Genomic DNA, 18,593 nt, shown 5'->3' with positions numbered 1-18,593 from the left:
CGGGTTTTTCTAGTGCTGTGGGCTAATTACTTAGCTTGAGCTTCAACCTGCGCTTCTACGCGACGGTTGACTGCACGACCAGCGTCAGTGGCGTTGTCGGCAACTGGGCGGGATTCGCCGTAGCCAACAGACTGAACGCGGGACGATTCAACACCGTACTGGTTGGTCAGAACTTGCTTAACGGCGTTTGCACGACGCTCAGACAGTTTCTGGTTGTAAGCGTCAGGACCGACGGAGTCAGTGTGACCTTCAACAGTGGTGCTGGTGGATGGGTACTGCTTCATGAAATCAGCCAGGTTCTTGATGTCGCCATAGCTGTTTTCTTTAACGACCGACTTGTCGAAGTCGAACTTGACGTCCAGCTCAACACGTACGACTTCAGCAACAGCTGGGCAGCCATCAGCGTCAACGGTTACGTTGGCTGGGGTGTCAGGGCACTTGTCGACGTTGTCGCACACGCCATCGTTGTCGCTGTCGGAGCAGACTTCAGCAGGTGCTGGAACTGGAGCAGCAGCTGGCTTGGAGCCGCCACCGAAGTTCACACCGATACCGACGCTAGGAGCCCACTCGGTGTCGCCCTGGTCGATGTTGTACTGAGCTTCAACGCCAGCACGGGCGTAGAAGTTGTCGGTGAAATACAGCTTGGCGCCGCCACCAACGTTGGCGAAGGTAGAACGGTTACGACCGTTGCTGCCATTCTGGTCGATGCTCTGGTCGGAGAAACCGGCCGAAACGTAAGGACGCAGCATGTCGCCTGGGTTGTTGAAGTGGTACAGAGCGTCCAGAGCGGTGTTCGCGCCCTTGACGTTGGTGCCATCGTCGGTACGTGCGTTGTGCACTTCGTCGTAGGCCAGACGCAGTTCAACGTCGTCGGTCAGGAAGTAACCAACCGAACCGCCGAACAGGTTGCCGTTGTTCTTGAAATCACGAGCGCTGTCGAACATTTCTTTCTTGGCGAAGCCTTCGATTTCAACTGCGCCTTGGCCTTGTGCCAGAGCGCCGAACGAAGTGGCAGCAATCAAAGAACCAATGGCAAAGCCCAAGGTGTTTTTCAGTTTCATCCGTTAAATCCCCATCTGGTGATTGTGAAGCAGTCCCGCAAACCGGGGGACAACTCGGCGGCAAGTCTATCAGAACTTGCCTACACGTAAGAGATATTTGCGCTGAACTAAGTTTCAGCTATGCCCGCAAATTTCTCACGCAGCTTATCGAGCGCGCGCTTATAACGCATTTTTGTCGCGCTCAGACCCATGTGCATTATGTCTGCGATCTCCTGGAATTCCAGTTCTGCGACAAATCGTAGCACCAGAATTTCCCTGTCGATCGGGTTCACATAAACCAGCCAGCGATCGAGTCCACCCTTTTCCTCGGGCTTGGGCGCCTTTTCCTCGGACGCTTCCTCGAGAGGGTCAAGGCTCAACGCGTCCATCAACCGACGCTTTCGCCGCTCCTTGCGATACTGTGTGATGCATTCGTTGTAGGTGATGCTATATAGCCACGTCTTGAACTTCGATTTCCCCTCGAAGTTCTTCAAGCCGTACAGCACCTTCAACATCACCTCCTGACAGACATCATCAGCATCACGATCGTTCCCAAGATATCTTGCACAAACGTTAAATAATGTTCGCTGGTAACGGCGCATCAACTCTTCGTATGCGCGTGTGACGTGAAACAGCTCCGAATGCGCGCGCGCGACCAACTCCTCATCGGAGAGATCACGGGGGTCGTAGCGCGTGGATAGCGATTGGGGTTTGTTCAAAACAAGTCGGGCCGACAGTCTAGGTCAATGTGCGCCGCAGCCTGCGGTACCAGGCATTTTGCGGCGGCATACATTAGCAGGATTTGCCGGGTTAGCGGCTACTCACATGCTGTTCCAGCAGAATCCGATTGGACAGCGACACCAGCTCGCCTTCCTCGGTCAGCAATGTGGTCTTCACCGTGCCGATCTCTTCGATCTGGCCTTCGACCTCTCCAACACGCACTTGTTGCCCAACCTCGTAGAGCTCACGCACATAGATTCCCGCAAGAATCTGACCGGCGATTTCCCGGCTTCCCAACCCCATGGCCAGCGCAACCGCCAGACCAACGGTAATCAAGACAATCACGATCACATGGTTGAGCAGGTCAGTCTTGACCTCCAACTGGCTGATCGCGACCGAAATACTGATGATGATCACCAGGCCCTGGGCAATCCGTCCAAGTCCCGAAGCATAATCGAGCCCGACACCTTCGGCGGCGCCGCGCACCAGGCCGTTGGCCAGTTGCGCCAGCAACACGCCCACCAGCAACACCAAGGCAGCGCCGAACACCTTCGGCAAATACAGCGCCAGCATGTCCAGGGTCGCTGAAACGCGCTCCAGGCCCAGGGACTCAGCCGCGGAAACCAGGAATATAAGCAGCACGAACCAATAGACGATCTTGCCCACCAAGGTCGAGATCGGAACCTGGATGCCGCCACGGGACAAGAGCTTGGTCAGGCCGGTGCCGCCCATCAGGCGATCGAGGCCCAATTTGGCGAGCAGCTTGGACAGCAACGTGTCCAGCAGCTTGGCCACGACAAAACCCAACAACAGCACCACCAGAGCGCCGAAGAGATTGGGAATAAAGTTAGCTATCTTGGTCCACAACGCAGTCATTGCCGTGACGAGGCTCTGGGTCCAGAGATCAAGTTCCATATTCAGTCAGCCTTATCAGCGGTGCGAGTAACAGGTTTGCGACGGGAAACCGGCGAGACGTGGGCCGACCCGTTGTTCAGGGCGATCATCAGCGCTGGCACCCAACGGCCCAGCAGGCTGAACAGATCGCCGGCGCCCACCTGGCGGTTGGCGGTTTTGAGTACACGGCCCAGGCATGCATCGTCGTCCCGGCTGGACGGCGAGGCCTTGAGCATGTCGCGCAGAGACTGTTCAAACGGATCGTGCATACGCACCTCTCGTGATGTCTGTGGAAGACGCGATCAGATTTCGTCGGGTCACATGAAACCCCATCACACCCAACGCAAACGGCGAAACAGCCACCATTGCCCCAGCGCAACGCAGACCATCAGCAGGCAAGCGACGAGGAAACCATAGGGGCTCTCGGAAAACGGAATGCCGCCGACATTGATGCCCAGCAGCCCCGTGAGGAAACTCATCGGCAGGAAGATCCCAGTGATGATGCCGAAGCGGTACATGGTGCGGTTCATGCGCACTGAAAGGCGCCGGTCCTCGGCCTCCAGTACCAGCCCCACGCGCTCGCGAGTCAGTTCCAGCTCTTCGAGATAGCGGGTCAGGCTGTTGTTCAATTCATTCCAGTAGTCACCGTCGTCCTCGACGAACCAGGGCAACTTGATTCGCGACATCTGGCCGAAAATATCCCGTTGCGGCGCCAGGAATCGCTTCAGCCCGGCAGCCCGGCGACGGATGTGCAAAATGGCATCGTGCTCAGGCGTATACCGTTCGTCGGTATCGAGCTTTTCTTCCTCGGTGTCGACGATTTCCGACAGGCACGTCACCAGGTCCTGCACCTTATTGGTCAGGTACTGCGCCATATAAAGGATGAGTTCCGAAGCTGTCCGGGGCCCCTTGCCCTCGGACAGCTCGGCCAGCAGCTCATCGGTGGCGCGCAAAGGGCGCAGCCGCAGGGAAATCACTCGCTGCGCCGCCGCAAAGATGCGCACCGACACCATGTCTTCCGGCTCGGCCCCCGGATTGAGGTTGATCCCACGCAAAAACAGCAGCAGTTCGGCGTTGGGCAGCGGCAGCAGTCGTGGACGGGTGTTCTCTTCAAGCAGCAGATCGCAGTTGAATTCACTCAAACCACTGGATTTGCGCAGCCACGTATGGGTTTGCGGATGACTGCGGTCCCAATGCAGCCACAGGCTTTCATGGGCCTGCAGCTGCAGATCGTCAAGTTCGGTCCGGGCTATCGAACGCGCGCCACCTTTACCATCCAGCACCAGGGCATGCACCAGCCCCCATTGCGCGTTTTCTTCCTCGAACATCCTCATCCCTTATGGCTGCAACGCTTTATTCAGGCATCTTCAACGGGCTCGGCGAGACAATCACGCCGTTATTGTCCGCATAGACATATTCACCCGGACGGAACGTCACGCCAGCAAAGGTGACCGCCACATTGAGATCGCCGATGCCACGCTTGTCGGTCTTCATCGGATGGCTGGCCAGGGCCTGGACGCCGAGGTCGGTCTGGGCAATGACGTCGACGTCGCGGATGCAACCGTAGATCACCAACCCTTCCCAACCATTTTTCGCGGCCTTTTCCGCCAGCATGTCTCCCAGCAGCGCCCGACGCAGGGAACCGCCGCCGTCGACCACCAGCACCTTGCCGTCCCCCTTGAGCTCGACCTGTTCCTTGACCAGGGAATTGTCTTCGAAACACTTGATGGTCACTATCTCGCCACCAAAGGAATCGCGGCCGCCGAAATTGCTGAACATCGGTTCCACCACTTGCACGAGGTCTGGATAGGCATCGCACAGGTCAGGCGTGAGGTAATGGTTCATCGAACAACTCCTGTATGGGCTGGAACGTCGGGCTGAAGTGAACCGCTGTTTGTGACCGGAACAGCGGAACGCGTCATATCTTAGCCGCAAGCAGTCCAGAGCGAAATGCCCTCCTCAGAGCCTTCGCGTCAAACCGCCTCCGCCAGGTGGGGTTGATCCGCCGGCAACGGTCCGCACTGATCCTCCAGCCACCGAGCCACCAATGGCCAGACCTCGGCCTGGGCGGCTTTACTGACGAGCATTTCGACGTGGCCGAAATCATCGCCGAAGCCTTGTTCGCGCCCAAGGCAGACAAATTGCTTGTGCTCGGAACCGATCTGCTCGAACAGTTTGCGGCATGCCCAGGTAGGATCCTGCTGATCGCCGGCGGCGCTCACCGCCAGCACCGGCACCTGCACGTCGGCCAGGCCCGCCCACCAGTTTTTCTCGGCATCGCCGAAACGCCCGAACAGGCCATACCAGCGCAGGCTCTCCAGGGCCAGGCCGATGGGCTCATCTTCTGGGCCGCGCTTGAGCCTTGAACCGGACAAATGGGCGAAACGCTTGAGGATGAAGCGCCCGCTCCATTCAACCGGGGGAATTTTCAGTGGCCAATAGGTACGGCTGACCTGTGTACCAAAAAATGCCGCCGATGCAACGGCAGGCGCGCCCAGGTAATGGCCGCCCAAGGCCGCTGCCAGGGTGATGCCGCCCAGCGAGTGACCGATCCAATGGGGCACCTGCCCGCTCTGCTCGCGCACGAAGGCGCCGATGGCCGGCAAGTCATACCGGGCGTAGTCGGCCACGCGGTTGTTGCGGTAGCCCTGGTTTCGTTGGGATAAGCCATGCCCGCGCATTTCGGGAATCCAGACATCGAACCCCAACCGCGCCAGGTGCGCCCCCAGCCCCAGCCCCTTAGGCGAATACCAGAAGCGACGGTTGGAAAAACTGCCGTGCAACAGGATCACCGGGACACCCCGGGTTTCGCCGACATCGGCCATGCCCAGCCGGGTGACGGCCAGCTCGACGCTGTAGTCGGGGCTGTTACCGGGTTTCAAACGATAGACATCTTCGCTCAGATCGCCACGCCGCTCGGCGCTGATCAGGGCGACAGGAAATAGGTTGCTGCTGCTTTGCATGATCTTCTTGCACAAAAAAGGGCGGCTTCCAAATGGAGCCCGCCCTACTTCAAATCAAAAGGGGCCGGAAGACTGGCCGCCGGATACCACAAGGAATTACCCCGGCTTACATTACCGATCAGGCCCCTTCACTCGATCAGACCGCAGCCTGCCCCTCAGCCAGGAAGAACCAGGTTTCCAGTACCGAGTCCGGGTTCAACGAAACGCTTTCGATACCCTGCTCCATCAGCCACTTGGCCAGGTCCGGGTGGTCCGAAGGGCCCTGGCCGCAGATGCCGATGTACTTGCCGGCCTTGTTGCAGGCGGCGATAGCATTGGCCAACAGCTTCTTGACCGCCGGGTTACGTTCGTCGAACAGGTGGGCGATGATCCCCGAATCGCGGTCCAGACCCAAGGTCAGTTGGGTCAGGTCGTTGGAGCCGATGGAGAAGCCGTCGAAGAACTCGAGGAATTCTTCGGCCAGGATCGCGTTGGACGGCAGTTCGCACATCATGATGACGCGCAGGCCATTCTGGCCACGGGCCAGGCCGTTTTCCGCCAACAGGTCGACCACTTGGCTCGCCTCGCCGAGGGTGCGCACGAACGGCACCATGATCTCGACGTTGGTCAGGCCCATCTCGTTACGCACGCGCTTGAGGGCACGGCATTCGAGTTCGAAGCAATCGCGGAACGATTCGCTGATGTAGCGCGACGCACCACGGAAGCCCAGCATCGGGTTCTCTTCTTCGGGCTCGTAGAGTTTGCCACCGATCAGGTTGGCGTATTCGTTGGACTTGAAGTCCGACAGCCGCACGATGACTTTCTTCGGCCAGAACGCCGCCGCCAGGGTGCTGATGCCTTCCACGAGCTTCTCGACGTAGAAACCGACCGGGTCGTCGTAGCCGGCAATGCGCTTGTCGACGCTGTCCTTGATGTCCTGTGGCAGGCCGTCATAGTTCAGCAGTGCCTTGGGGTGCACGCCGATCATGCGGTTGATGATGAACTCCAGGCGGGCCAGGCCCACGCCGGCGTTCGGCAGCTGCGCGAAGTCGAAGGCACGGTCCGGGTTGCCGACGTTCATCATGATCTTGAACGGCAGCTCCGGCATGGCGTCCACGGAGTTCTTCTTGATGTCGAAGCCCAACTCGCCTTCGAAGATGTAGCCGGTGTCGCCTTCGGCGCAGGAAACGGTCACGCCCTGGCCGTCCTTGAGCAGTTCGGTGGCATTGCCGCAACCGACCACGGCCGGAATGCCCAGCTCACGGGCGATGATCGCCGCGTGGCAAGTGCGTCCACCGCGGTTGGTGACAATGGCGCTGGCGCGCTTCATCACCGGTTCCCAGTCCGGGTCGGTCATGTCGGAGACCAGCACGTCGCCGGCCTGGACCTTGTCCATCTCCGAGACGTCCTTGATGATCCGCACCTTGCCGGCGCCGATGCGCTGGCCGATTGCGCGGCCTTCCACCAGCACGGTGCCGGTTTCCTTGAGCAGGTAGCGCTCCATGACGTTGGCCTGGGTGCGGCTCTTCACGGTTTCCGGACGGGCCTGCACGATGTACAGCTTGCCGTCGTCGCCGTCCTTGGCCCACTCGATGTCCATCGGGCACTTGTAGTGCTTCTCGATGATCATCGCCTGCTTGGCCAGCTCGCTGACTTCGGCGTCGGTCAGGCAGAAGCGCGCGCGATCAGCCTTGTCGACATCGACGGTCTTGACCGAACGACCCGCCTTGGCTTCGTCGCCATAGACCATCTTGATGGCCTTGCTGCCCAGGTTGCGGCGCAGGATGGCCGGACGACCGGCTTCCAGGGTGCCCTTGTGGACATAGAATTCATCGGGGTTCACCGCGCCTTGCACGACGGTTTCACCCAGGCCATAGGCGCCGGTGATGAACACGACGTCACGAAAGCCCGACTCGGTGTCGAGGGTGAACATCACGCCGGCGGTGCCGGTTTCGGAGCGGACCATGCGCTGCACACCGGCGGATAGGGCGACCAGTTTGTGGTCGAAGCCCTGATGCACGCGGTAGGAAATGGCACGGTCGTTGAAAAGGGAGGCGAAGACTTCCTTGGCGGCTCGGATGACGTTTTCCACGCCACGGATATTCAGGAAAGTCTCCTGCTGGCCGGCGAACGAGGCGTCCGGCAAGTCTTCGGCGGTGGCCGAGGAGCGTACGGCGACAGCGATGTCGGGGTTGCCTTCGGAGAGCTTGGCAAAAGCCGTGCGGATTTCGCTGTTCAGCTTCTCGGGAAACTCGGCTTCCATGATCCATTGGCGGATCTGGGCACCGGTCTTGGCCAGGGCATTGACGTCATCGACGTCCAGGGCGTCGAGCGCATCGTGGATCTGCTGGTTCAGGCCGCTCAGTTCCAGGAAGTCACGATAAGCCTGGGCGGTCGTGGCGAAGCCACCCGGCACCGATACTCCGGCGCCCGCGAGGTTACTGATCATCTCGCCCAGGGATGCGTTCTTGCCCCCCACATGCTCTACATCATGGACGCCGAGCTTATCGAGGGAAACTACGTACTCTACCAAGGTGATCTCTCCACTGACTGTGTTGGAAAAGCTCAAGGTACCGGCGGCTCCAGGGGAGCGCTCACCGGCGATATGGCCTGGACCTGGAAAATAAGTGAGAATGCGGGCCACGGGCGGCCGGCAAATCGCGCCTATCATATCCAAGAATCGTGACTAGCTCACTAGCTTAAGGCCCAAGGCGCAAATGAAACGATCTGCTTTCTTTATCTCCGACGGCACCGGCATCACGGCCGAAACGCTGGGCCAGAGCCTGTTGGCGCAGTTCGAAAACATTACCTTCACTAAGCTGACACGCCCCTACATAGACAGCGTCGACAAGGCGCGGGCCATGGTACAGCAAATCAATAAAGCCGCCGAAAACGACGGTTTTCGCCCGATTATCTTCGACACCATCGTCAATCAGGACATCCGTGAGATTCTCGCAACGTCCAATGGTTTCATGATCGACATTTTTTCCACGTTCCTGGCGCCCCTGGAACAGGAACTGAGCGAACATTCTTCCTATTCGGTCGGCAAGTCCCATTCCATTGGTCACAACTCCAACTACATGGAGCGGATCGAGGCGGTCAACTTTGCGCTGGACAACGATGACGGCGCCCGCACGCATTATTACGACAAGGCCGACCTGATCCTAGTGGGTGTGTCGCGGTGTGGTAAGACGCCGACGTGTCTGTACATGGCGATGCAATTCGGCATCCGCGCGGCCAACTATCCGTTGACTGAAGACGACATGGAGCGCCTGCAACTGCCCAATGCGTTGCGCGCCCACCAGCACAAACTGTTCGGCCTGACCATCGACCCGGACCGCCTCACCGCGATCCGCAACGAACGCAAGCCCAACAGCCGCTATTCGAGCTACGCCCAGTGTGAGTTCGAAGTGCGCGAAGTGGAAAACCTGTTCCGGCGGGAGAACATTCCCCATATCAACTCCACGCATTTTTCCGTGGAAGAGATATCGGCGAAGATCCTGGTGGAGAAAGGCGTGGAGCGGCGGTTCAAATAAAACCCGCAACACCACAAAGCCCTGCGGGAGCGAGCCCGCTCGCGATAGCATCACCGTGGTCTGACTGAAAGACCCAGTTGCCTGCATCGCGAGCAGGCTCGCTTCCACATGTGTCCGCGGTCTACTGCGCTAAGGCCGCCTGCTCTTCCATCTTCTTGCGCAAACTCAACGGGCGCATGTCGGTCCAGACCTCTTCGATATACGCCAGGCATTCCTTCTTGAAGCCGCTTTTGCCGACCGTACGCCAGCCTTCCGGGATGGCTTTGTAGTCCGGCCAGATCGAATATTGTTCTTCGTGGTTGACCACGACCTGGAAGAGGATGTCCTCGCGATCGAATACTGAAGTCATGGTGTTTCTCCGTCATTGCTCAAGGTTCGCCGCGCCACGGGCGCAGCCAAGGTATGAAAGGAACGTACCGGGCCGAGGGAAAATTAGGCATCGGCCACGGCGGCTTCCAGGGCGCGCCGGAAAATGTCGGCGACCCGATCGATTTCCGTCGCCGTGATAATCAACGGCGGCAGGAACCGCACCACGCCGCCCTGTCGGCCGCCCAACTCCAGGATCAGCCCACGCTTGAGGCACTCGCGCTGCAAGCGTGGCGCCAGACGCGCATGCACCGGTGGGTGCCCCTGGGTGTCCGGCACGCCCGCAGGGTCGACCAACTCGACGCCGAGCATCAGGCCGCGACCGCGAATATCGCCCATCTGCGGGAAATCCCGTTGCAGGATTAGCAAATGCTCGCTCAAGCGCTCGCCCATGGCGGTGGCGTGGGCCGGCAGGTCGTGTTCCACCAGATAACGCATCACAGCGCAACCGGCTGCCATGGCCATCTGGTTGCCCCGGAACGTGCCGGCATGGGCGCCCGGCGCCCAGGTGTCGAGCCAGTCGCGATACACCACGACCGCCAGCGGCAGGCTGCCGCCGATGGCCTTGGACAGCACGACCACGTCCGGGACGATTCCGGCATGCTCGAAGGCAAACATCTTGCCGGTCCGGCCGAAGCCACTCTGGATTTCATCGACAATCAACGCCACCCCAGCCTGCTCGGTGATCCGCCGCAAGCCACGCAGCCAGTCGAGGTCGGCCGGTACGACGCCGCCCTCGCCCTGCACCACTTCGACGATGACGGCCGCTGGCAATTGCACGCCGGCCTCCGGATCGTTCAGCAGGTTTTGCAGATAATGCAGGTTGGCCTTGACGCCTTCCGCGCCGCCCAAACCGAACGGGCAGCGGTAATCGTAGGGATACGGCATGAACTGCACGCCGTTGCTGAGCAAGGCGCCCAAGGGCTTCTTCGGCCCCAGGCTGCCCATCAGGCTCAACGCACCCTGGCTCATTCCGTGATAGCCGCCCTGGAACGACAGCACCGTGCTACGCCCCGTCGCGGTACGTACCAGCTTGAGCGCCGCTTCCACGGCGTCGGTGCCGGTGGGGCCGCAGAACTGGATCTTCGCCTCGGCGACCAGGGCTGCCGGCAACAGGCCGAACAGATCCTGGACAAAGCGGTCCTTCACCGGCGTGGTCAGGTCCAGGGTATGCAGGGGCAGTTCATCGGCAAGCACTTGCCGGATCGCCTCGATCACTACCGGGTGGTTGTGCCCGAGCGCCAGCGTGCCGGCGCCAGCCAGGCAATCGATGAAAGTACGGCCCTCGACGTCTTCGACGTACAGCCCCTTGGCGCGTTTGAGCGCCAGGGGTATGCGTCGGGGATAACTGCGTGCATTGGATTCCTGGCGGTTCTGGCGCGCCAGCAACGGTGATTCGTCGAATTGGTAAAGCGTCTCGACCGGCGTGGAGCCGCCTCGTACTGTCGACGCTTCGATAGGACTTGTGACTGACATGTTCTCGACCCCGCAATGAGTGACCAAACGGCGCACCGGGCAGGTGCGCATTCGCAGCGCACATGCAGGTTTCCTGTTGTGGGAACGCATCAGCGAGGCACGGATTTACTGCCTCGGGCTATCTACTGAGTCAAAGAGGCTTGCAGCGGCACGGTCAGCTCGACCCGCAGCCCGTCCGGGCGGCTATCGAACTGCAAGCCGCAGCCGCATCGCTGAACGATGGCCTGGACGATCGCCAGCCCCAACCCGCAACCTTCGCTCTGCCCAGTGCGCCAGAAGCGCTGCGTCAGGTGCTGGACATCGTCGGCGGCAATGCCGGGCCCGTGGTCGCGTACCTGGAAACGCACGCGCTGGCCCACCATTTCCAGGTTCAGCTCGACGTCAGTATCGTCCGGGGTATGGCGCAAGGCGTTGTCCAACAGATTGCGCAGCGCGGCTATGGACAAGACCGCCGGCATCTGGACCGGCGCATCGGACAATTGCGGCGAGACATGCAGCCTGATTCGCTGGGGAGCGCCATTGGCCGCGTCCTGGATAGCCAGCCGCGCGACTTGCGCGGCATTGCATTGCACACCGTCGTCGAACGACAGGCTGCCCTCGACCCGGGCCAGCAACAACAATTGTTCCAGGGTACGGTGCAACCGATCGGCGCCCTCCTCCGCCCGCGCCAGGGACTGGTCGCGAGCGGCGCCGTCGGTCATGCGCGCCACCTGCAGGTGCGTCTTGATGGCGGTCAAGGGGCTGCGCAATTCATGGGCCGCGTCACCGGTCAGGCGGCGCTCACGTTCGATGGCCTTGCCGATGCGCAGCAGCAGCTGGTTCTGGGTTTCCAGCAAGGGTTGCAACTCGCTGGGCAACGGCTGGATCTGCAACGGCTCCAGGGAGTCCGCGTTACGCCGCGTCAACGCATCGCGCATGCGATTGAGCGGCGCCAAGCCCTGGCCGACGCCTAGCCACAACAGGCACAGGCAACCGAGCAACGCCACGCCGACCGGCACCGACGCCGCCAGCAGCACCGACATGTTCAAGGCTTCGCGTTCAATCTGGCGGTCGGCGGTGGTGATACGCAAGTCGCCACGGGCCAGGGTGAAGCTGCGCCACGGCGCGCCATCGATCATCTGGTCATGAAAGCCCATCTTCTCGGCTTCCAGCGGTTGTCCCGGGGTGTCGTGGCTGCGTGCCAGGATCTCGCCCCGCAACGAGGTAACCTGACAAGCCATGCCCCCCGGGACGCTCAGTTGTTCGGCGCTGAAATGCGTACCCTCACCCTTGCTGGGCACCGGCGGCAATTGCTCCAGCAGCCCGGCGACCATCTGTGCCGAGGCGACCAGGCGCTGATCGAGAGAAAACATCATCTGATTGCGCAGGTCGCTGAGCATCCACGCCGCCGCCAAGGCCCAGATCAGGGCAAATGCCGCGCCCAGGGTCAGGCTCAAGCGCAGTCGCAGGCTCATCACTTGGAAGATTCCCCGCCGTCGGCCGGCCCCAGGCGATAGCCCAGCCCGCGCACCGTCTCGACAACGCCATTGCCCAGTTTGCGTCGCAGGTGGTGGATATGGACGTTGAGCGCATTGCTTTCCAGCTCGTCATTGAAGCCGTAGACGCTGTCCTTGAGTTGCTCGGTGGAGAGCACCCGGCCACGGCTGTGCAACAACGCCTGCAATAGCGCCTGCTCGCGCCGGGAGAGGTCAACCGGCTGGCCGTCCAGGGTGGTTTCCCGGCTGCTGGGGTCATACGTCAGGCGACCATGTTCGATCAGGTTGACGCTGCGCCCGGCAACGCGCCGCAACAACGTATGCAGGCGCGCCGCCAGCTCGCGCAGGTCGAAGGGCTTGAGCAGATAGTCATCGGCGCCGGCCTGCAAGCCGTCGACACGGTCGGTCACCGAGTCCCTCGCGGTCAGGATCAGCACCGGGATTTCCAGGCCCTGCTGGCGCAATTGCTTGAGCAGCTTGAGGCCATCTTCATCGGGCAAGCCGAGGTCCAGCACCATGACATCGAACGTCGCCACGCCGACCATGGCCCGCGCCGCCGATGCCGTGGCGACGTGCTCGACCGTCAGGCCTTGAGCCGTGAGCCCGGCCACGATGCCGCTGGCAATCAGCGCATCATCTTCGCATACCAATACGTGCATGAACGCTCCATGGGCAAAAGCCGCGATTGAACCAAGTGAACATTAAGGCGCAATTATGGCAGCCCGCAAAGCCGTGGGTGCGAGGCATACCAGTAACCGTTGGAAACATTCGAACCCATCGCCATACATATATACCGCACCCGAATGGACCGTCGCTTTTACTTTGGTACCCGCTGGACACATATTTTCCTTATTGAAGCAGGTATCCCAACATGTATACGCATACGAACGCGCTGCTCAGTTACGCCGACTTTGTCACCGCGATCCAAAACCTGGTCGACCATGTAAAAAAGCAACGAACAATGGCGACAAACGAGGGCCTGGAGTTATACAACCTGGGAGAATTCAACAGGGCGAAACTCCATCTATTGATAGCTGCCACGGATGGCAACAAAGAAGCGCAATATGCCTTGGCGGAGGTGCTGAGGCGTGACGCCGGAAACATGACCGAAGAGGCGCGAAACTGGTACCAAAAGGCTGCTGGTCAAGATCATTTCTACGCCCTGCTGCGACTGGCGGACGAAACGTCGTTGGCCAAGGCCAAGGCATTGGCTGAAGCCAACGCAGACCCGGCTGAGCGCCTGCTACAGCTTTACGAATTGACGGGGGACATCGAGTCGTTGAGAAAATCCGAGCGAGCCGGTTCCTCCGAGGCCAAATGTATCCTGGCTTACTTGTATGGAAGGGATGAAAAACTTGTCCCCTCCGGCCTCACCCCAACGGCTGAACAGACGAGACTCCTGCTGGAGGCCGCGATTGCGGGCTTGCCCAAAGCCATGGCGTGGTACCCCAGACTGTTAACAGTACGCGATAAGACAACCAGACGTGCCTGGCTGGAAAAGAGGCTTCAGCTCAATGATGTCAATGCCTTGCTGGACTACGCCTTTGCGATCTCGACGGAATACGACATGGACGAGGATGAACAGGAATACGGCTACGAAAAAGACCTTGTCAAAGCCTACGCTCTGCTCTGGCTGGTCAGTGATACAACGCGCCAATTCAAGCGCCACGCTGATACTGTCAAAAATCTCGCCCACCTCGAAGCGCAATTGACCGCGCAAGAAATCACCGACGCCAAGCAACAGGCCCAAGCGTGGAAACTGAGCCATCCCCCGATGTCCGAATACCGGTTAACCTATCAGGAATTCTGATTGGCCCGACGGGTGCCGGCACGTTTGTAGGCTGGCGTTAACTTAAGGTTAATCGCCAGCCGCCACTGTGCGCCTCACTCTCCTGGTTCTAAGGCTCTACCCCATGCGTCGATTGTTTTTGCTGTGGCTGTTTCTGATCTCGGGCCTGGCCCAGGCCGCCAATCCCTTCGAAACCAAGCCCGACTTCCTGCCGGTGGAAAAGGCATTCGTCTTTACTTCCGAACGCCTGGACTCCGGTGAAACCCAGTTGTTCTGGCAGATCGCCGACGGGTATTACCTGTATCAGCAGCGGCTCAAGTTCGATGGCCTGGCCGAAGCGCAGAAACCGAAGCTGCCCGAGGGCGAAGCCCACAGCGACGAGTTCTTCGGCGAACAGCAAGTCTACCGCCAGGCATTGGAGCTGAAGATTCCCGCCGGGGCTACCGGCAAGGTCAAGGTCGGTTTCCAGGGCTGCGCCGATGCGGGCCTGTGCTATCCGCCCCAGACCCAAATCCTAGACCTGGGCGGCGCCGCACCGGTGGCAAGCACTGGCGAGGCGCAAGACCAGGCGCTGGCCAGCGGCTTGCAGCAGCGCGCGCTGGGCTGGAGCCTGCTGGTGTTCTTCGGCCTTGGGCTGTTGCTGGCGTTTACCCCTTGTTCGCTGCCGATGCTGCCAATCCTGGCGGGATTGGTGGTGGGTAGCGGCGCCGGCCCCCGGCGCGGCCTGGCGTTGGCCGGCAGCTACGTGATCAGCATGGCGATGGTGTACGCCGCCATGGGCGTGCTCGCCGCGCTGTTGGGAGCCAATCTGCAGGCATTGCTGCAACAACCGTGGTTGCTGGGCACCTTCGCGGCCATCTTCGTTGTATTGGCGCTGCCGATGTTTGGCTTTTTCGAACTGCAACTCCCAGCCGCCCTGCGTGATCGCTTGGAAAACGCCGGCCGCCAGCGCCGCGGTGGCAGCCTGGTGGGTGCCGGCGTTCTGGGAGCCCTGTCCGGTCTGTTGGTAGGGCCGTGCATGACTGCGCCGCTGGCCGGCGCGCTGTTGTACATCGCCCAGAGCGGCAACGCGCTGCATGGCGGCCTGATCCTGTTCACCATGGGTGTCGGCATGGGCCTGCCGCTGTTGTTGCTGGTGACCGTCGGCAATCGTTTCCTGCCCAAGCCAGGCGCCTGGATGAACCTGCTCAAGGGCGTATTCGGCTTCCTGTTCCTGGGTACCGCGTTGCTGATGATCCGCCCGGTCATCGACGGCTCGCTGTGGATCGGCCTTTGGGGCGCTCTGCTGCTGATTGCCGCTTACTGCGCCTGGCGCCAGACCCAGGGGTTCGGTCGCGCGCCCTATCTGTGGGGCAGCGTATCGCTGCTGTTCGGGTTGTGGGGAAGCCTGCTGGTGGTCGGGGCGGCGGGAGGCAGCGACGATCTGTTCAAGCCGCTGGAGGTCTACAGCGGTGCCCAGGGCAATGCGACTGCCCAGGCCCACGACGCCTTCATCACCGTCAGCGAGCCCGCCGCCCTGCAACGGGAATTGGACAGCGCCAAGGCCCAGGGCCAATGGGTCCTGCTGGACTACTACGCCGATTGGTGCGTGTCGTGCAAAATCATCGAGAAACAGGTGTTTGGCCGCGCCGAAGTCATGGCCGCGCTTAGCGACGTGCGCCTGCTGCGCCTGGACGTCACTGCCGACAACGCCGCCAGCCGAGCGCTGCTCCAGCGCTACCAGGTGCCGGGCCCGCCCAGCCTGCTGTGGATCGGGCCCGACGCAGAAGAACGCCGTGGCCAGCGCATCACGGGCGAGATCGATGCCAAAGGCTTCCTGGAGCGTTGGAACCTGACCCGGGATGCAGGCTGATGCTGACCTTTACCCTGGGCACCTTTGCCATCGCTATCCATCACCTCCTGTTGATCAGCGCGCTGGCATTGGCGACGTTCGTCGGCTGGCGAGTGGCCAAGCGCGGGGGCGAGAACCCCGAGTCGGTGCTGTTCGTGCTGTTTTTGCTCGGGCTGCTCGCCGCGCGAACAGGTTTTGTCGTGGCGTACTGGAACCATTATCGGGACGACCTCTGGCAGATCGTCGATCTGCGCGATGGCGGTTTCCTTGCATGGCCGGGGATATTGGTGCTGTTGGCCGCGGCGCTGCTGTGGGCGCGGCGCCGACCGACCCTGCGCCGGCCATTGGGCTTTGGTGTGGGCAGCGGCCTGCTGTTCTGGCTGGTGGCGACAATGTCATTGACCATCTATGACCAAGGCACGCGGTTGCCGGAGATCGAGCTGCGCAACGCCGACGGCCAAACGGTGAAACTTACCGACTATCAGGGCGGGCCTCTGGTGGTCAATCTGTGGGCCACCTGGTGCCCGCCCTGCCGTCGCGAAATGCCGGTGCTGGAAGCCGCTCAACTGGAACGCCCGGACTTGACTTTCCTGTTCGTCAATCAGGCCGAAAGCATGCATAGCGTCAGCACTTACCTCGCCACCCAGGGCCTGAGCCTGCACAACGTGCTGTTCGACGGCAGTGGCCGTCTCGCCCAGGCCGTCGGGTCAATGGCCTTGCCGACGACCCTGTTCTACGGCGCCGATGGCCGCCTGCTCGGCAGTCACCTGGGTGAACTGTCGGAAGCCAGCCTGGCCCGCGCCCTGGAAAATTTCGAAACGCCGGGTCCAACCTCGGCGATCCCACCTTCTACAAGGAAACTGCCATGCCCCGCCTCCACCACCTGCTGACCCTGGCTTTCGCCGGCGCGTTGCTGCAGGCACCGCTGCTTCACGCCGAAGAATTGCCAGCGGCCATCAAGAAGATCGAAGCCAAGGGCGCGAAAATCGTCGGCACCTTCCAAGCACCGGACGGCCTGCGCGGCTACGCGGCGCAATACCAGAACCGTGGGATGGCGCTGTACCTGACGCCGGACGGCAAACACGTCCTGCTGGGCAACCTGTACGACGCCGACGGCAAGGACTTGAGCGCCGAACCGCTGCAAAAACTGGTCTATGCCCCGATGGCCAAGGAAATCTGGGCGAAAATGGAGGCCAGCAACTGGATCGCCGACGGCAGCAAGGACGCACCGCGCACCGTGTACCTGTTCAGTGACCCCAATTGCCCGTATTGCAACATGTTCTGGGAACAGGCCCGGCCGTGGGTCAAGGCCGGCAAGGTGCAGTTGCGTCACATCATGGTGGGCATCATCCGCGAAGACAGCCCCGGCAAATCGGCCGCCCTGCTCGCGGCCAAGGCGCCGGAAAAGGCGCTGGCCGACCATGAGAAAGCCGGCAAGGGCAGCTCGCTCAAGCCGCTCAAGGAAATACCACCGGCCATCCAGGCGAAACTGGACGCCAATCAGCAATTGATGGACGAGTTGGAGCTGTCCTCCACTCCAGCCATTTTCTACCTCGATGACCAGGGCGAACTGCAACAGCAGAAAGGCGCGCCGTCGTCGGACAAACTGGTGAAGATTCTCGGGCCTAAGTGATCCGGAACACTGAACTGTGGCGAGGGGATTTATCCCCTCGCCACAAAGTCAGTGCATCCGTTTCAGAAATCCCAACAACGCTTCAGTCACACATTCCGGATTCTCCAGGTTGGATATATGCCCCGCCTGCGCAATCAGCATGTGTTCGCAGCCGATCAGCTCGGCCATTTCCAGGGCCTCGGACGGTGGCCGCGGCTTGTCCTGGTCGCCACACATCACCAGCGTGCGCCTGGCATCCAGTTCAGGCAGGCGCGACAGGACGTCGTCCCGACCAAAAATGATCCGCCCCAACGGCACGATACTGTCCCTCAGGCGATCCGTTGGCAGCGCGGCCAAGGTGGCACGAAACTGCTGGTAGAGCGCCGACTGCGGATCGATGCCCGGCCGGAAGAAAATCGGCACGATGATATCCAGCAGCGGCTCGGGCACGCTGCCACTGGCCTCGATCTTGTCGAACAGTGAAAAATAATACTGGCGGGTCGGTTCCGGCTCTACCCCGACGTAGGTGTCCATCAACACCAGCGAACTCACTCGCTTAGGCGCTGCCAGCGCCAACCGCGCCCCCCACATTCCGCCCACCGACAGGCCGACCAGGTTGAAGCAGTCGATATCCAGGTGATCCATCAACGCCAGTGTCTGGCGGGACAGGTCGTCCAGTGAGGTCATGCCCTCGGGAAGTCGCCCGGATTGCCCGTGGCCCCATAGCTCCGGGACGATGACCCGATAGTGTTTCGACAGGGCATCGACCTGTGGCGCCCACATGCTCTGGTCCCACAAATAGCTGCTACCCAGCACCACTACCGGGCCTTGGCCCTGGTCCAGGTAATGGAGCGGTTGTCCGTCAATCGTTGCAAAGGGCATCGGTGACCTCCTTGTTTGGCAATGGAATGG

Annotated in this window: 18 protein-coding genes; 5 read left to right on the top strand and 13 right to left on the bottom strand. The window is 60.9% G+C overall.

Annotation, left to right across the window (positions count from 1 at the left end; all coding sequences use genetic code 11):
• Positions 1-26: 26 nt before the first annotated feature.
• The 8 genes from J3P92_RS09125 to ppsA all read right to left on the bottom strand — a co-directional run bounded on the left by J3P92_RS09125 (position 27) and on the right by ppsA (position 8,129).
• Complete coding sequence (locus J3P92_RS09125; RefSeq protein ID WP_186609887.1) at positions 27-1,061, bottom strand: OmpA family protein; 1,035 nt, start codon at positions 1,059-1,061, stop codon at positions 27-29.
• A gap of 107 nt (positions 1,062-1,168) precedes the next feature.
• A complete protein-coding gene (gene sigX, locus J3P92_RS09120; RefSeq protein WP_420764747.1) occupies positions 1,169-1,759 on the bottom strand; it encodes an RNA polymerase sigma factor SigX in 591 nt (196 codons plus the stop codon).
• Positions 1,760-1,850: 91 nt separating this feature from the next.
• A complete protein-coding gene (locus J3P92_RS09115) occupies positions 1,851-2,675 on the bottom strand; it encodes a mechanosensitive ion channel family protein (RefSeq protein WP_045155488.1) in 825 nt (274 codons plus the stop codon).
• A 2-nt stretch (positions 2,676-2,677) separates the two neighbouring features.
• Positions 2,678-2,923: a CrfX protein gene (locus J3P92_RS09110; protein ID WP_420764748.1), complete on the bottom strand. Its 246-nt coding sequence runs from the start codon at positions 2,921-2,923 to the stop codon at positions 2,678-2,680.
• Positions 2,924-2,986: 63 nt separating this feature from the next.
• Positions 2,987-3,982: a zinc transporter ZntB gene (locus J3P92_RS09105; RefSeq protein ID WP_420764749.1), complete on the bottom strand. Its 996-nt coding sequence runs from the start codon at positions 3,980-3,982 to the stop codon at positions 2,987-2,989.
• A gap of 25 nt (positions 3,983-4,007) precedes the next feature.
• Positions 4,008-4,499 (bottom strand): ribonuclease E activity regulator RraA, encoded by a 492-nt coding sequence (gene rraA, locus J3P92_RS09100; RefSeq protein ID WP_420764750.1) that lies wholly within the window; start codon positions 4,497-4,499, stop codon positions 4,008-4,010.
• Positions 4,500-4,627: 128 nt separating this feature from the next.
• Positions 4,628-5,617 carry an alpha/beta fold hydrolase gene (locus tag J3P92_RS09095; RefSeq protein ID WP_434650461.1) on the bottom strand — a complete coding sequence of 330 codons (990 nt, stop codon included), beginning with the start codon at positions 5,615-5,617 and terminating at the stop codon, positions 4,628-4,630.
• Between the two features lie 136 nt (positions 5,618-5,753).
• Entirely contained in the window at positions 5,754-8,129 is a 2,376-nt protein-coding gene (gene ppsA, locus J3P92_RS09090) for a phosphoenolpyruvate synthase (RefSeq protein WP_420764836.1), read from the bottom strand.
• Between the two features lie 184 nt (positions 8,130-8,313).
• Between ppsA and ppsR the strand changes: the two genes are divergently transcribed.
• Complete coding sequence (ppsR, locus tag J3P92_RS09085) at positions 8,314-9,132, top strand: posphoenolpyruvate synthetase regulatory kinase/phosphorylase PpsR (RefSeq protein ID WP_420764752.1); 819 nt, start codon at positions 8,314-8,316, stop codon at positions 9,130-9,132.
• Between the two features lie 121 nt (positions 9,133-9,253).
• Here the strand turns inward: ppsR and J3P92_RS09080 are convergent, their stop codons facing one another.
• From J3P92_RS09080 to J3P92_RS09065, 4 genes are all read right to left on the bottom strand, one after another.
• On the bottom strand, positions 9,254-9,481 hold the full coding sequence (locus J3P92_RS09080; protein WP_420764753.1) for an MbtH family protein: 228 nt from the start codon (positions 9,479-9,481) through the stop codon (positions 9,254-9,256).
• An 83-nt stretch (positions 9,482-9,564) separates the two neighbouring features.
• Entirely contained in the window at positions 9,565-10,974 is a 1,410-nt protein-coding gene (locus tag J3P92_RS09075; RefSeq protein WP_434563195.1) for an aspartate aminotransferase family protein, read from the bottom strand.
• 122 nt (positions 10,975-11,096) lie between these two features.
• Positions 11,097-12,428 (bottom strand): ATP-binding protein, encoded by a 1,332-nt coding sequence (locus J3P92_RS09070; protein ID WP_434610473.1) that lies wholly within the window; start codon positions 12,426-12,428, stop codon positions 11,097-11,099.
• Complete coding sequence (locus tag J3P92_RS09065) at positions 12,428-13,108, bottom strand: response regulator (RefSeq protein ID WP_420764756.1); 681 nt, start codon at positions 13,106-13,108, stop codon at positions 12,428-12,430. Before J3P92_RS09065 ends, J3P92_RS09070 begins: the two co-directional genes overlap by 1 nt.
• 212 nt (positions 13,109-13,320) lie before the next feature.
• Between J3P92_RS09065 and J3P92_RS09060 the strand changes: the two genes are divergently transcribed.
• The 4 genes from J3P92_RS09060 (at position 13,321) to dsbG (ending at position 17,702) form a co-directional block, all read left to right on the top strand.
• Positions 13,321-14,259: a sel1 repeat family protein gene (locus tag J3P92_RS09060; RefSeq protein ID WP_420764757.1), complete on the top strand. Its 939-nt coding sequence runs from the start codon at positions 13,321-13,323 to the stop codon at positions 14,257-14,259.
• 103 nt (positions 14,260-14,362) lie between these two features.
• Positions 14,363-16,090 (top strand): protein-disulfide reductase DsbD, encoded by a 1,728-nt coding sequence (dsbD, locus tag J3P92_RS09055; protein ID WP_434650459.1) that lies wholly within the window; start codon positions 14,363-14,365, stop codon positions 16,088-16,090.
• Entirely contained in the window at positions 16,090-16,959 is an 870-nt protein-coding gene (locus tag J3P92_RS09050; RefSeq protein WP_434610468.1) for a TlpA family protein disulfide reductase, read from the top strand. The genes dsbD and J3P92_RS09050 overlap by 1 nt, the downstream gene beginning before the upstream one ends.
• Complete coding sequence (gene dsbG, locus J3P92_RS09045) at positions 16,935-17,702, top strand: thiol:disulfide interchange protein DsbG (protein ID WP_434650457.1); 768 nt, start codon at positions 16,935-16,937, stop codon at positions 17,700-17,702. The genes J3P92_RS09050 and dsbG overlap by 25 nt, the downstream gene beginning before the upstream one ends.
• 48 nt (positions 17,703-17,750) lie before the next feature.
• Here the strand turns inward: dsbG and J3P92_RS09040 are convergent, their stop codons facing one another.
• Positions 17,751-18,563 carry an alpha/beta fold hydrolase gene (locus J3P92_RS09040; protein ID WP_434650455.1) on the bottom strand — a complete coding sequence of 271 codons (813 nt, stop codon included), beginning with the start codon at positions 18,561-18,563 and terminating at the stop codon, positions 17,751-17,753.
• Positions 18,564-18,593: the final 30 nt, after the last annotated feature.

It is taken from the genome of Pseudomonas sp. D3-27 (assembly GCF_051132165.1).
Classification (GTDB): domain Bacteria; phylum Pseudomonadota; class Gammaproteobacteria; order Pseudomonadales; family Pseudomonadaceae; genus Aquipseudomonas.
The sequence above is the reverse complement of the archived record's forward strand: the minus strand, read 5'-3'. Positions and strand labels throughout refer to the sequence as shown.

Bases quoted from the DNA above. Each gene is read 5' to 3' on its own strand.
- J3P92_RS09125 (WP_186609887.1), bottom strand. From the start codon at position 1,061: ATGAAACTGAAAAACACCTTGGGCTTTGCCATTGGTTCTTTGATTGCT.
- J3P92_RS09115 (WP_045155488.1), bottom strand. From the start codon at position 2,675: ATGGAACTTGATCTCTGGACCCAGAGCCTCGTCACGGCAATGACTGCG.
- J3P92_RS09110 (WP_420764748.1), bottom strand. From the start codon at position 2,923: ATGCACGATCCGTTTGAACAGTCTCTGCGCGACATGCTCAAGGCCTCG.
- J3P92_RS09105 (WP_420764749.1), bottom strand. From the start codon at position 3,982: ATGTTCGAGGAAGAAAACGCGCAATGGGGGCTGGTGCATGCCCTGGTG.
- rraA (WP_420764750.1), bottom strand. From the start codon at position 4,499: ATGAACCATTACCTCACGCCTGACCTGTGCGATGCCTATCCAGACCTC.
- J3P92_RS09095 (WP_434650461.1), bottom strand. From the start codon at position 5,617: ATGCAAAGCAGCAGCAACCTATTTCCTGTCGCCCTGATCAGCGCCGAG.
- ppsR (WP_420764752.1), top strand. From the start codon at position 8,314: ATGAAACGATCTGCTTTCTTTATCTCCGACGGCACCGGCATCACGGCC.
- J3P92_RS09080 (WP_420764753.1), bottom strand. From the start codon at position 9,481: ATGACTTCAGTATTCGATCGCGAGGACATCCTCTTCCAGGTCGTGGTC.
- J3P92_RS09075 (WP_434563195.1), bottom strand. From the start codon at position 10,974: ATGTCAGTCACAAGTCCTATCGAAGCGTCGACAGTACGAGGCGGCTCC.
- J3P92_RS09070 (WP_434610473.1), bottom strand. From the start codon at position 12,428: ATGAGCCTGCGACTGCGCTTGAGCCTGACCCTGGGCGCGGCATTTGCC.
- J3P92_RS09065 (WP_420764756.1), bottom strand. From the start codon at position 13,108: ATGCACGTATTGGTATGCGAAGATGATGCGCTGATTGCCAGCGGCATC.
- J3P92_RS09060 (WP_420764757.1), top strand. From the start codon at position 13,321: ATGTATACGCATACGAACGCGCTGCTCAGTTACGCCGACTTTGTCACC.
- dsbD (WP_434650459.1), top strand. From the start codon at position 14,363: ATGCGTCGATTGTTTTTGCTGTGGCTGTTTCTGATCTCGGGCCTGGCC.
- J3P92_RS09050 (WP_434610468.1), top strand. From the start codon at position 16,090: ATGCTGACCTTTACCCTGGGCACCTTTGCCATCGCTATCCATCACCTC.
- dsbG (WP_434650457.1), top strand. From the start codon at position 16,935: ATGCCCCGCCTCCACCACCTGCTGACCCTGGCTTTCGCCGGCGCGTTG.
- J3P92_RS09040 (WP_434650455.1), bottom strand. From the start codon at position 18,563: ATGCCCTTTGCAACGATTGACGGACAACCGCTCCATTACCTGGACCAG.